Origin of the sequence: Paenibacillus sacheonensis, from assembly GCF_009909195.1 — a bacterium.
Classification (GTDB): domain Bacteria; phylum Bacillota; class Bacilli; order Paenibacillales; family Paenibacillaceae; genus Paenibacillus_Z; species Paenibacillus_Z sacheonensis.
On sequence record NZ_JAAAMU010000001.1, the window covers coordinates 506,031 to 517,550 of the forward strand.

14 protein-coding genes and 1 pseudogene are annotated in these 11,520 nt (G+C 54.3%); 13 read left to right on the forward strand and 2 right to left on the reverse strand.

Translation table 11 applies throughout. The features are described from left to right. Nucleotides 1-45: 45 nt before the first annotated feature. The 8 genes and pseudogenes from GT003_RS02030 to GT003_RS02065 all read left to right on the forward strand — a co-directional run bounded on the left by GT003_RS02030 (nt 46) and on the right by GT003_RS02065 (nt 4,973). The gene (locus GT003_RS02030; protein ID WP_161693869.1) at nt 46-513 is read left to right on the forward strand and encodes an NUDIX hydrolase; all 468 of its coding nucleotides are present in this window, start codon (nt 46-48) and stop codon (nt 511-513) included. Between the two features lie 455 nt (nt 514-968). Then, complete coding sequence (locus tag GT003_RS02035; protein ID WP_239565699.1) at nt 969-1,355, forward strand: GNAT family N-acetyltransferase; 387 nt, start codon at nt 969-971, stop codon at nt 1,353-1,355. A 41-nt stretch (nt 1,356-1,396) separates the two neighbouring features. Continuing rightward, nucleotides 1,397-1,588 (forward strand): DUF4177 domain-containing protein, encoded by a 192-nt coding sequence (locus GT003_RS02040; protein ID WP_161694291.1) that lies wholly within the window; start codon nt 1,397-1,399, stop codon nt 1,586-1,588. Nucleotides 1,589-1,701: 113 nt separating this feature from the next. Continuing rightward, nucleotides 1,702-2,697 (forward strand): zinc-binding dehydrogenase, encoded by a 996-nt coding sequence (locus tag GT003_RS02045; RefSeq protein WP_161693871.1) that lies wholly within the window; start codon nt 1,702-1,704, stop codon nt 2,695-2,697. A gap of 317 nt (nt 2,698-3,014) precedes the next feature. Further along, a complete protein-coding gene (locus GT003_RS02050; protein ID WP_161693873.1) occupies nt 3,015-3,428 on the forward strand; it encodes a hypothetical protein in 414 nt (137 codons plus the stop codon). Between the two features lie 65 nt (nt 3,429-3,493). Continuing rightward, nucleotides 3,494-3,787 (forward strand): annotated as a pseudogene (locus GT003_RS02055) (aminopeptidase); the annotation flags it as partial. Between the two features lie 56 nt (nt 3,788-3,843). Continuing rightward, nucleotides 3,844-4,230 (forward strand): hypothetical protein, encoded by a 387-nt coding sequence (locus GT003_RS02060; RefSeq protein ID WP_161693875.1) that lies wholly within the window; start codon nt 3,844-3,846, stop codon nt 4,228-4,230. Between the two features lie 119 nt (nt 4,231-4,349). Beyond that, nucleotides 4,350-4,973 (forward strand): hypothetical protein, encoded by a 624-nt coding sequence (locus GT003_RS02065; protein ID WP_161693877.1) that lies wholly within the window; start codon nt 4,350-4,352, stop codon nt 4,971-4,973. Nucleotides 4,974-5,085: 112 nt separating this feature from the next. On the opposite strand, the gene GT003_RS02070 is transcribed toward GT003_RS02065, so the two are convergent. Further along, entirely contained in the window at nt 5,086-5,496 is a 411-nt protein-coding gene (locus GT003_RS02070; protein ID WP_161693879.1) for a hypothetical protein, read from the reverse strand. A gap of 97 nt (nt 5,497-5,593) precedes the next feature. Between GT003_RS02070 and GT003_RS02075 the strand changes: the two genes are divergently transcribed. The 3 genes from GT003_RS02075 (at nt 5,594) to GT003_RS02085 (ending at nt 8,557) form a co-directional block, all read left to right on the forward strand. After that, nucleotides 5,594-6,142: a hypothetical protein gene (locus GT003_RS02075; protein WP_161693881.1), complete on the forward strand. Its 549-nt coding sequence runs from the start codon at nt 5,594-5,596 to the stop codon at nt 6,140-6,142. Nucleotides 6,143-6,190: 48 nt separating this feature from the next. After that, nucleotides 6,191-7,141, forward strand: coding sequence for a phosphotransferase family protein (locus GT003_RS02080; RefSeq protein WP_161693883.1), 951 nt, complete (start codon nt 6,191-6,193; stop codon nt 7,139-7,141). Between the two features lie 465 nt (nt 7,142-7,606). After that, entirely contained in the window at nt 7,607-8,557 is a 951-nt protein-coding gene (locus tag GT003_RS02085) for a class I SAM-dependent methyltransferase (RefSeq protein WP_161693885.1), read from the forward strand. 16 nt (nt 8,558-8,573) lie between these two features. Here GT003_RS02085 and GT003_RS02090 read toward each other — a convergent pair whose 3' ends face one another. Next, on the reverse strand, nt 8,574-10,064 hold the full coding sequence (locus GT003_RS02090) for an MFS transporter (RefSeq protein ID WP_161693887.1): 1,491 nt from the start codon (nt 10,062-10,064) through the stop codon (nt 8,574-8,576). Nucleotides 10,065-10,298: 234 nt separating this feature from the next. On the opposite strand from GT003_RS02090, the gene GT003_RS02095 reads away from it, so the two are divergent. Then, nucleotides 10,299-11,108, forward strand: a complete 810-nt coding sequence (locus tag GT003_RS02095) for a class I SAM-dependent methyltransferase (RefSeq protein WP_161694293.1) — start codon at nt 10,299-10,301, stop codon at nt 11,106-11,108. A 36-nt stretch (nt 11,109-11,144) separates the two neighbouring features. Then, nucleotides 11,145-11,453: a hypothetical protein gene (locus tag GT003_RS02100; RefSeq protein ID WP_161693889.1), complete on the forward strand. Its 309-nt coding sequence runs from the start codon at nt 11,145-11,147 to the stop codon at nt 11,451-11,453. Nucleotides 11,454-11,520: the final 67 nt, after the last annotated feature.

Consider the following 11,520-nt stretch of genomic DNA (forward strand, 5'->3'; position numbering starts at 1 on the left):
GCGGCGCGACTTCGATTCGAATGTATTTCCACAGGAGGGATTGGTTTGGAGTACAGCTTGCCAACACAATGTATCTCAGTTGCAGCCCTACTCACGAATGAAAGCGGCGAAGTGCTGCTGCTTCGAACACATCGGCGTTCAGATACTTGGGAGATGCCCGGTGGAAATGTTGAACGGGGTGAACCTCTTGATAAAGCAATCAAAAGAGAGTTTCTTGAGGAGACGGGGATCATCATTGAGCCAATTGGAATAACAGGTGTTTACATGAACATAACTAAACAAGTATTAACGATATGCTTCAGAGCCCAGTACGTAAGCGGTGAAATAAACGTACAAGAAGACGAGATCGTCGAAGCGAAATACATCAAAATTGATGAATCGAATATTTACGAGTACATAACGAAACCGCAGCAAAGATCTCGACTATTAGATGCTATGCATGCAAAATCTTTTGTTCCTTTCGAGGCCTGGGAAGCCGATCCCTCTTATAAGTTGATAAATAGGCTTGATTGACGCGGATGATACGCTCTGGGACTATAGGCGCATGCGTTGTGCAAAACACTGGATCTACTGCGAATCGGAGCGCCAGTGACTATTGATAAGATGGTTCAATTCAGAAATAAGGTCGCCGAAAGTTAAAGGGCATCGTAATCAACCTGGAACAGGTGCGACTTGAAGCCTTTAAACACACCTTGCGCTACATAGGAATTACCGATGGTCATCTGGCGGAAGAACTTAGTGCGACGTATCCTAAACACCGATTCGAAGACAGGCATGTATACACGTGGGTGATTCATTGACTAACGATGTCCATGGGGCCAATCAAGCGTAAATGACATCGGTTTGGTTAAACCGCCATGGGGGAATCGGTCAATGCTGCTCAGATCCGATCGTTATTAAGGGGGATGACCTTGAAGTCCTACAAAATTACGCCGTACGATCCCAAGTATGCCGAGCAAACCGTGAAGATGTGGCGAGATAGCAAGGAGAAGGCGCTGGGGCAGAAAGCAATCCACGGCGTTGAAGATCACATTTACTTTTTGAATCATATCTTGCCCGTTCACTTTCAAGTGGACATCGTGCTCATGGACGAACTAGTGGTTGGGATCCTGGCCTACAATGAGCGTGAAATTAGCCAGCTCTATCTGCATGTCGATCATCAGGGAGTCGGTATCGGCCAACAGTTACTCCATAAAGCGAAGGCCCAATCAAGCGGCAAATTGACCTTATACACGTTTGAAGTCAACAAGAAAGCCCAACGGTTTTATGAAAAGCATGGATTCACAGTCATTGGCCGAGGACATGAAAACGAAGAAAATTTAGCGGATCTGCTGTATGAGTGGATCGCCCCATAAGCCATACATAGATGGATTGAAGGGATTGATCGAGCTTGACCATGTACGAATACAAGTACGTAGAAACTTCCCTAGGCGGGTTCTTCACCTCTGCAACGCATCGAGAAACAATCGATGAATATGCCAAGCAAGGCTGGAGATTAGTACAAGTGTTGCCGACCAACTACAACGGAAACGGCAAGCCGGGAGAATATGAAATCATTTTTGAACGCGTCATTCAACAAGAAGGATAGCGTATAGAATCTCCACCTCAGCCGCCCGCCTTAACCGTTCAACGGTAGCTTGGATGGAGCTTCTGCCAGCAACTGTGCTATGCTGGTAGAAATTCGAATGAAGGAGTTGTCTTATGAGAGCGATTGTCCTCCATGCTCCCGGCGAGCCGCACACGTTCGCCTTGCAGGAGCTGCCCATCCCCGAGCCGGGACCCGGCGAGATCAGAGTCCGCATTCAGGCAGCGAGCTTGAATCCGGCGGATTATAAAATGGCCAAGAACGGGAATCCCGCGTGGATGTATCCATTCGTTCCGGGCTTGGACGCGGCCGGTATCGTGGATAAGGTCGGCGAAGGCGTAACGGAGTGGGCGGAGGGAGACCGGGTTGTCTATCACGGCAATTTTACGAAACCCGGCACCTTCGCCGAGTACGGCATCGTGCAAGCGCGAGCGGCAGCCCGCATTGGGGACGGTTTGACGTACCAAGAGGCGGCGGCTTTCCCGTGCGCAGGATTAACGGCGTACCAGGCGCTGAATCGAAAGATGAACGTTCAAGCGGGCAGCTCCATCCTCGTCCATGCAGGCGCGGGCGGCGTTGGCGGCTACGCCGTACAACTGGCGAAAGCCTTCGGCGCTTCGCCTATATTAGCGACCGCATCGACGGAAAATTTCGACTACGTGAAGTCGCTCGGAGCCGATTACGTGATCGACTACAACGCGGAGAACGTCCATGAACGGGTCATGGCGCTGACGGAAGGAAGAGGCGTCGATTGTATTTTGAATGGCGTCAATCGGCAGACGGCGCAGGCGGACTTGTCCATGCTGTCGTTCGGCGGACAGCTGGCTTGCATCGCGGGCGCACCGGAGACGGTAGCGGATTTTCAGCCCTCCCATAAGACGTTCTCGGTACATAAACTGATGCTTTCGGGCGCGTATCTATCGGGCGACGAACGTGCCGTGCAAGACTTGTCCGCGATGGCGGAGCAATTCATGGCGCTTATGGCCGCCGGCAAAGTCGATCCGATGATCGGGAAGCTCATCGCGTTGGAAGAAATTCCGCAGGAGCTGACGCGGCTGTCGCAGCGCCACGTGAGAGGGAAGATCGTCGTTGATTTGGAGCGGCGGATTTGAAGGAAACCGGCTCCTCGAACGGGGAAGTCCGAACGACGACCGAGTAACCTGCATCAGCAGCAGGCCGTAATGAACAGCACCTCCTCTGTTAGACGCCGTCTAAGAGAGAAGGTGTTTTTTGTCTGCATGCAACCTGGGATAGCAGTAAGTTGGCTTGTGGAAGTCAAAACTTCTCCATTACATCGAACAGGTACGACACCGAAACACGCTAAATGGGGTTCCAATTCAAGAAGAATATGGTAATGTTGACATGACAGGAGGTGTTCGAAATCGATCATGTAAAACATCCCATAAAAGGCCCATCGGGGATAAGGATCATGATATCCATGTCGGCTGTAACCTTGATGCTGGCACTCCAGTTATTCCGTTCATGGAACGAGAGGGATAATGCATTCCTATTTATTTATGCAGCCGCAGCGTTACTGTTTTGTCTAGTCGTACTGGCTGCGACGTTGTACAGAACGTTTAAGAAACCGACGGAGATCGTCCTAGACCGTCTTGAGCTGCGATTAAACGGCCGGACCATTCATGCGAACGAAATCAGCGTTATTATGAAAAGGGGCTATTTCAGACCCGTTATTGGGATCAAGCCATATGGAAATTATTTCGTTCCTCTCCAGTTGTGTTTCCGGTTTTCCGAGGACGAGGATAAAGGCATGGCGGATATGGTGAAATGGGCAGCTGCAAACGATGTGAAGCTGGTCCATAAATCGTTTCAGACATGGATTTGAATGGCTGCACCCATGGTCAAAGAGCTGATCAAACAAGCCTATGCGGTCGGTGGCGTTCCGTTCTTGCTCGCTACTTTGGCGAATTCGGCATCGGTTTGAACCCTTATATCGAAAAGCCGATGAAAGATACGTTATTCGACGAGAAGATTTGCGGCAGTTACCATTTCACGCCCGGCTGCGTCCCTTTTCTGTCGCCTGGCAATGATAACTTGTCCGAGCTGCACTGGGATATCGTGAATATTCAACGACCCGAATACGGCGGGGGCGAGATCTGGTTCGATGACCTCTTGGTTCAGAAGGATGGGGTTTTTCTTCCCGAGGCTCTGCAGGGTTTAAATCCGGAGAATTTAAAGGGATAGGAAGAAACGAGGTAATAGACATACGTATTTACATTTCCGATCCTAGGCTGACGGTGATGCTAAACACCGTTGCAGCTTCTCCATATAAGTTATCTGAAGACGAAATTAGAACAGCTATTCGTGAATATTATCCATCTGGTAACTGTGAATTCGCGGCTCTCATTAATTTCGCGCTAATTGCCCATGTTTGTTATTACAGGGCGGATCTTGAACAAAAGCTGCTGCAGCTAGCACTCAGACCAACGGTTTATTTAGGCATTTTGGACGCGGAAAATATTATTATTTGGGTACAACGAAATGTTACGACAAAAAAATTTTTAAGGAGTAGTACGGGTCACGATACAACAAAGGCCGGTAGAAAGTGGATCATGAAAAGTCTTCCTACGCTTACTAGCTATATAAAAGAAACGATCACTGAAATACAAAATGAAGAGTTCGATTAGATTTGCGATACAAAATGGACGTATGCCGATCCCGACCTGTTGATCGTAGACGCCACGAAGCGTGCAGGAGCTTGAGCAATTGCTCCATCATTAGCTTGAACCCCGGAGGTGCACGGCGTATGAAGAAATTCGTCCTGGTCCTCATGATGACGCTGCTCGCAAGCTGCTTATTGATTGGCTGCGGCAAGGAATCGAATTACGGCACGCCTCTGCCCATGCAGGAGTTGAAATGGGGGATGCGCGCATCCGAAGTCAGAACCGCGCTGCATCTAGCGGATGCCGTCGTACCTGATTCGACCGGCGCGATGACCGTTCAAGATGCAGTCGTCTACGGCCAAACGACCGATCTGAAGCTTCGGTTCGACGAAACTTACGGCGCGTTGATCGAGGTAGCAGCGCTCATTCCGCAGGGCGCAGTCGAAGAGGTCGAGAAACGGATTCAACACGATCGCGGCGAAGGGAAGCCGGCCTATAACGATAAGATGGAGCTGCAATCGGTGAGCTGGGAGGACGAAGCGCTGGAGGAGCATCCTGCATGGCTGTCGCGGGTGATAGCCTTCTATGACCGTAACGGCATCGCCACGTCGGAGGATCCGATGGAAGACGGTGCTTACCTGAACGGATCCCCGCTGACAAGGTGGACATTGATCGTCGACAAGAATGACCCGAGCTGCGGACTCATAAGCTTCACGGGACAAATCGCTGCGATCCTGGCCTTTCCGGTGAACGACGAGGCAAGGTGACGGGACGTTCTAGACGGATTGCTTTGTGTGAAATCATGCAAAACCGGTCGATGCTTCTCCCTCTCCTTCTTCTTCTATTCTTCTACTTCGGCCGGTTCTTATCGTCTACCCGCTAGCTTCTTCTCCTGCCTTCCAGCACGGATGCTGCGAAAGCATCGATGCGCGCGTCATAGTCCGCCCACAAGTAATCCGTATTCTCGATGACAAGCTTAGGAATCGCCCATTCGTCGACAATCGTCCGCACGAACGCCTGACTTCGGCTCCACGCTTCGCCGGCTTCCACGAAGTCGGCGTCCGACCGGAAGGAGACAGGCCCCCGTTCGTTGCCGAGCACGCTGCATATAAATCGCCACTGCCCTTCCACGTCGGTGTGGTAATAGTAAATCAAGCTTGGGTTCAGCGGGGCCAGTAGCAGCTGAAGCGCATCGCTAAGACCACGCAGCTGGTCTAGGTTCATCCTCTGCAAATGGGATACGCTGATCGAATGCTGAAGCAGGACGCTCTCGATCAGAATGAGCTGCATAGTCGTTCGCCATCCGAGACGAAAATCCCTTTTTCCGTGGCTTCCGCCAAGCAACATCCGCCGAATCGATACGTCTACATAAGAAGGGGGGATTAGGATGAAGAAGTGGTTGATGACCGCATGGACGGCGGTTGTGTTCTTGTCCGGATGCGGAGCGGAGGAAAGCCCGTCAGCGAGCGTGGATCAGAAGGCATCCCAAAGCGATTTGCATAAGAATGGAATGCCCGAAGCGATGCCGTCTGATTTCGATTTCTCCGTACGGTACGGCTACGGCATGAAGGACGAGATCAACACCTACGAGAATACGGTGACCAAGGATTTGGTCGTAAAAGGAGCCGCGACTGCCGACATCACCCTCTCCGAGGAGGAAATGGGCGCGATCTACGCGAAGATGAAAGCGATCGATGTCATCCATTTGACGAAACTGAATCCGACAACCACTAACTGCGCGCAGACGCCTTTTAACCAGGCCAGCTGGATGATTACGATCGCGAGTAATACCCAGTCGCTGACCTGGTCGTCGGAGCACTGCACCGTCACGGATGATGCGCGGAAGCTGCTTGATCTGCAAACGTATATCCAAGGCATCGTAAAAGGAAAGCCCGCCTATAAAGCGCTGCCCGAGGCCGAAGGCGGCTATGATTGAACGGTAAGCAAGTTAGCAAGTTATCCGAAGCAGAGGCAGGTGATTCACATGGTGAAGCATGAACACGACCATCCGATGCTTCAACAAGCACTGATATGGGCTGCCGCAGCCGTGGAGCCCGCCGCCGAAGTGCTTGCGGTCAAGCGGCTTGAGGGCGGCGTTTCTTCGCTGGTCTACGAGATCCTGCTGCAGCTGGGAGAAGCGCAGCGTGCGGTCGTACTGCGGCTGTTCAATAACGAGGATTGGCTGCGCGATGAACCGGAACTCGCCCGCCATGAGGCGCGAAGCCTGCGAATGGCTGCAAAGTTCGCGAGTGTGCCAACCCCGGAAGTAATCGCGTTCGACGAACACGGAAGCGTAAGCGGAATACCGGCCGTGCTGATGTCGCGGCTTGCGGGCGAGGTCGTATTGGCACCGCCGAGCATGAGCCGCTGGCTGGATCATATGGGTTGCGCGCTAGCGGCGATTCATCAAGCAGAGGCGGATCCCGGAGAGATGCCGTGGACTTATTTTCGTTATTGCGATGGTTCCAAGCTGGATACCTCTGCGTGGTCGAGCTGTCCGGAGCAATGGCAGGCCGCTGCTGCGATCGTAACTCAGCCCGAGCCCGCTGGACCATCATGCTTCATTCATCGGGACTATCATCCGACCAATATTCTTTGGGAACAAGATCAGGTGAGCGGTGTCGTGGATTGGGTGAACGGCTGCATCGGGCCAGCCGGAGTCGACGTCGGCCACTGCCGCGTGAATCTGGTAATGTTGCATGGCTTGGAGGCTGCCGATGAGTTCCTGGCCGCATACTGCCGTCATGCAGGCGACGCTTTCGCGTACGATCCGTACTGGGATCTCGTCTCGCTGATCGATTTCGCCTTCTGGGAGCCAGAAGTGTACGGCGGCTGGACGGCGCTCGGGGTCACCGGACTGACCCGAGACTTGATGATCGAACGGCTGGACGACTACTTGCTGCAGCTGCTGCGCATGAAGATGGAAGGCGGCTAAGCGGTATCGGGATGCACAGAAACCGCAGCCTGTTAAGGAAGCTCAGAAGAGAGTCAGAAGCCGGCGATCGATCGTTCACCGCGAATTCGGTCCGGCGTCTAACGATTGTCAGCGTTGCTATTCCTCTAGAAATACGACTGATTAAACGCTAACGATTATAGGTGACGTTATCTGGCATCAAGAAGCTGATTTATACGAATAAATCAAGCTATAAGCCTCCTGGCAGCCGTTAGCCGTAGAAAACGGGCGTTTTGGGCCGATTAGCCCTCCCTACAATCGTTAGAGGGTCTTTTCTTCGATCGAATGAAGCGCAGGGACATATTTCAAACGGTACTGTGAAGAATGCTTTCGGATAGAATGCCTAAACAAGCAGCGTCAAAGTGGTTCGCCCTTCGCGGCATACAGCTCCCGAACCGCTTCATACAATGTCAGTATGGAGAAATTCGGCAAATGGGAGGTCGCAGCATGCAGCGAGTGGATTTGGGCTGCGGTTTGAATAAACACCGCGATTGTATGGGGATCGACGTTGATGCGTCGCTGAATCCCGATTTGGTGCATGATTTGAACGAGCGGCTGCCGCTGGAGGACGATTCGGTGTCCTTCCTGCTCGCCTGCCGAAGCTTGGAATACGCAAAGGATCTTCGCGGCGTGATGAAAGAAATTTACCGGGTATGCAAGCATAAGGCTGTCGTCTGCATCGTCGCCCCGCACGCGCAGGCAGCCATTCATGTGGCGAATCCGTCGATCCGCAGCGCGTTTAACGAATATACGCCGTATTATTTGACGCCCAAGGAGCATCATCATGAGATCGTCTCGGCGGTGCAGTTCTCGCCGGAGTTCATTCCCGCGGAGCCGAGCGAGATGGATTTTCGGCTGCTTCGCATGGAGTTCTTTTATTTCCCGCTGTACCTATCGCCGCTGTACGAGCCGGGAGAACGGATGGGTCTGATGGAGGTCCAGCTCAACATGGTGGATGAGATCCTGTATCATTTCGTCGTCGTCAAGGAGCCGATCACGAAGCAGGAATGCAGCCGGATGTCGGGAAGCTTGCTGGAGGAGCCGGCCCGTATCAAGGAGCGGCGCCTGCATGACGGCATGCTCGCGAGGCAAAGCGCCGCGGAGAACGTGATCGAGCCGGCGCCTGTCATAGCGGAGGAGGAGGCGGAAGAGGTGAAAGCGGCAGGCGGAGAAGACGGACAGCCGAAGAGCGCAGCGGGTACGTCCAAATCCAAGCCCAAATCCGCTGCCAAAGCGAAGCCGGACGCAAAGACGAAGCCCAAAGGCAAAGCCAAAGCGGTTACCGGGAAAACGAAGCAGCAGAAGCAGATGCAGATCAAAATGGTCGAGCCGGAGCCGGCCCAACGCGCACGCGTCTATAAACCTTCGCGCGTTGTATTCGAGCGTAAGGAAGAGTAAATCGTCATCGGCAGCCCTAGCGGCTGGCCGATTCGATCGTCGAGCTTGCAGGAGATGCAGGCGCAGCCATGTCCGGGCGCCCTTCCCGGCGGTAAGCGAAGCCGAAAAGGATGGCTGCAATCGCTTGAAAGACGGCCGCGAGGCAGAAAGGAAGCACCGCATGGCCTCTAGCGACGAAAGCAACGAATACGCCTGGCCAAGTGACGGCCGATAATCGAACGACCAGTAGATTGAGTCTTGCCAGCAAGGTTCGCGGAGCTTTGCCGCGGTCCTCCATCATGACGGCCGTACGGCTGCCGCGGGTGCCCAGGCAGCAAGCGGTGCAGCAGATCTCGATGATGGCGGCCGGCGGGAAGGATGCGACCCATGGCAGCACGAGGAGCAGAACGATCGCGGCCGATTGGAGACCGATGATCGTTCGCAGCGCGCTGGTCCGGCTCGAGCCGCGACTTGTCAGACGCGATACCAGCGCTGCGCTCAGAAAGGAAGCGCCCATAACGGCGCCGATCATTCCCGGAGAAACACCGTAACGGACCGTGAACCAATACGCGCTCACGGTGCTTGTCATCGTTGCCGTGACGCCGCCGAGCACGCTTGCCATCAGCTTGATCTCCTGGGTCCGTCCGTTCGCCTCCCGCTCCGTTCGCGGCTTACGGAACAGGCGATAATTAACGGACGCAAGCAGGAGCAGGAAGAACAGGACAGGTATGAAGAGCGATAATTCGCGAAGACCGGCGGAACGCAGCAGGCCCGAGAGCACGACGATGATGACGATCCCGGATAGCAGGGTTATGAGCTTGCTGCCTTCTCGGCGCGGCTTGCCGCTCTCCGCAGCTGCCTCGCCGAGCCGCTTCGAATCGGCTTCAGCCGGCTCGGCTGCCGGTTTCGGCTTGCGGGCGCCGCCTTGCAGACGGAAGAGGCAATAGAGACAAGCAACCGTCAGGATTGCGGTACATACATAGATTAACCGGAAGCTCCCGGTTCCCTCCGAGGTGCCATAGAACAATGCGGGCAGACAAGCGAGCAGCGCACCGGATCCAAGGCCGGCATAGCCGAACAAAGCGTTGCTGCCGAACAATTCCCTGGCTCGCTGCTTGTCTCTCGCGTAGGCGCCAAGCCAGGCACGTTCGATGGGCGCGGCGGGGCCGCCGGATCCGGAATGGCCGCTGCCGAGTCCGGCCATGATGACCGCTGCCGCGAGCAGCCAGGACACGGAGGTCGCGGCAGCGAGAATAGCGGCAAGCAGCGATAAACTTTCATAAACCAGCAGGTAACGTTTGGGTCCAAGCAGCGCGTTAATTTCGCTTGCGAGCACCGACAGCACGGCGCGGAAGATGCCTGCTCCCGCGATGACCGCGCCGATCGCGGCTCCGCTCCAGCCAAGCTCGTTCAGATAGAGACTCGTAACGGCAAGGGCGGCGCCCTGCCCCATGCTGCGCAGCAGCGTCACGGTCTGCAGCAGACGGATCACCGTGCGGGGGTTCTTGTTAGGTGCGGATGATGACATCGCGGATACCTCGCTTGCGTTTGAGTTGGATGGGGCATTGGTTGACCGGGATCTTGATCTGATCCTTATGATAGCATGGCTTCGGGAGATGAACCTAGTGAACAAAGCATGTCTGCCGAGGGGAGGGGACGAGCAGCTGTCGGCGTCAAATCCGCAATCGATCTCATCGAATAGTTGCTAATGTCCCCAAGAGGCTTTATTATGGTTGAAATTACCGATGGGTGGGCTGCGGAGATGAGCGATGTGGTCGCGTACTATTCGAAGTTCGACGAGTGGGGTCGGCTGGACCGGGAACCGCTTGAATTCAAGGTGAATTGGCATTTTATTTCTTCCTATCTTCCTGCTGGCGGACACGTATTGGATAATGGCGCCGGCCCGGGGAAGTACGCGATGGAGCTGGCCAAGCGCGGGTACGCGGTAACGCTGGCCGATCTAACGCCGGAGCAGGTGAAGATCGCCGAAGAGAAAGCTTCCGAGCTCGGACTGGCGCATCGTTTTGCCGACTTTCTTGTCAGGGACGCCAGAGATCTGCACGGACTGGAATCGGAGCAATTCGACGCGGCTTTAATGCTCGGACCTTTGTATCATTTGCAGCGCGAGGAGGATCGGGTCAAGGCCGTTCAGGAGCTGTACCGGGTGACCAAGCCCGGCGGAATCGTCTTCGCGGCCGTCAGGCCGCGCATTCGCAAAGTATTGACCGCCTTGATGTCGCCCGAGCAGTGGAAGCCTCTGGACAGCATGTCGGAGATCGAAGCCTTCAAGCGTAGCGGACGATTCGATCATGCGGATCCGGGCCGTTTCACGGGCGCCTATTTCTTCGAGATTGCGGATATCTTGCCTTTCTTTGAAAGCCATGGCTTCGAAACGGTTAAGTTACTATCGTCGACCGGACTCGGCGGCCAATTATCGCCCGAGCATTGGGCCTATTGGTCGAACCGCGGCGAAGAAGACAGGCTGATGGAAATGATTTATGAATCGGCCGACGATCCTTACTTGCTGGGAGCGACCGGCTCGCATCTGCTTTATATCGGCAGCAAACAATAACGGAACCATCGAAATTCAATCCTATGGAGGCTTACAATGAGTCAACGTTATCGCATCACGAGAGAAATCAAGTCGGGCGGCAGTCAGGACGCCGCCATCACGCTTGAGGAATGCAAGCGGTATTTCGGCGCGAGGCCGGACTTCGCGTACACCTCCGTTTTTACGGTGACCGGCGCTACGACGATGTCGATCGAAGGGGACTTCTTTATGTGGAGCCACGGTTCGGATCGGATTCCATTCCGGCATTATCAGGGCGACCTCTACGTATCCGGCACCAATGAAGCGGTCATTCCGATGATGCTGGAGGTCGCGAGCGAGCTGGAGGCGGACGTGGTAGAAGGGTAGGGAGAGATGTCCTTGTTGCTCGTTGCCTTCTAACTTGAATACGAAATCCTCGTTTGGGTATAGAAAG

Bases quoted from the DNA above. Each gene is read 5' to 3' on its own strand.
- GT003_RS02035 (WP_239565699.1), top strand. From the start codon at position 969: ATGTGGCGAGATAGCAAGGAGAAGGCGCTGGGGCAGAAAGCAATCCAC.
- GT003_RS02040 (WP_161694291.1), top strand. From the start codon at position 1,397: ATGTACGAATACAAGTACGTAGAAACTTCCCTAGGCGGGTTCTTCACC.
- GT003_RS02045 (WP_161693871.1), top strand. From the start codon at position 1,702: ATGAGAGCGATTGTCCTCCATGCTCCCGGCGAGCCGCACACGTTCGCC.
- GT003_RS02050 (WP_161693873.1), top strand. From the start codon at position 3,015: ATGATATCCATGTCGGCTGTAACCTTGATGCTGGCACTCCAGTTATTC.
- GT003_RS02060 (WP_161693875.1), top strand. From the start codon at position 3,844: ATGCTAAACACCGTTGCAGCTTCTCCATATAAGTTATCTGAAGACGAA.
- GT003_RS02065 (WP_161693877.1), top strand. From the start codon at position 4,350: ATGAAGAAATTCGTCCTGGTCCTCATGATGACGCTGCTCGCAAGCTGC.
- GT003_RS02070 (WP_161693879.1), bottom strand. From the start codon at position 5,496: ATGCAGCTCATTCTGATCGAGAGCGTCCTGCTTCAGCATTCGATCAGC.
- GT003_RS02075 (WP_161693881.1), top strand. From the start codon at position 5,594: ATGAAGAAGTGGTTGATGACCGCATGGACGGCGGTTGTGTTCTTGTCC.
- GT003_RS02080 (WP_161693883.1), top strand. From the start codon at position 6,191: ATGGTGAAGCATGAACACGACCATCCGATGCTTCAACAAGCACTGATA.
- GT003_RS02085 (WP_161693885.1), top strand. From the start codon at position 7,607: ATGCAGCGAGTGGATTTGGGCTGCGGTTTGAATAAACACCGCGATTGT.
- GT003_RS02090 (WP_161693887.1), bottom strand. From the start codon at position 10,064: ATGTCATCATCCGCACCTAACAAGAACCCCCGCACGGTGATCCGTCTG.
- GT003_RS02095 (WP_161694293.1), top strand. From the start codon at position 10,299: ATGAGCGATGTGGTCGCGTACTATTCGAAGTTCGACGAGTGGGGTCGG.
- GT003_RS02100 (WP_161693889.1), top strand. From the start codon at position 11,145: ATGAGTCAACGTTATCGCATCACGAGAGAAATCAAGTCGGGCGGCAGT.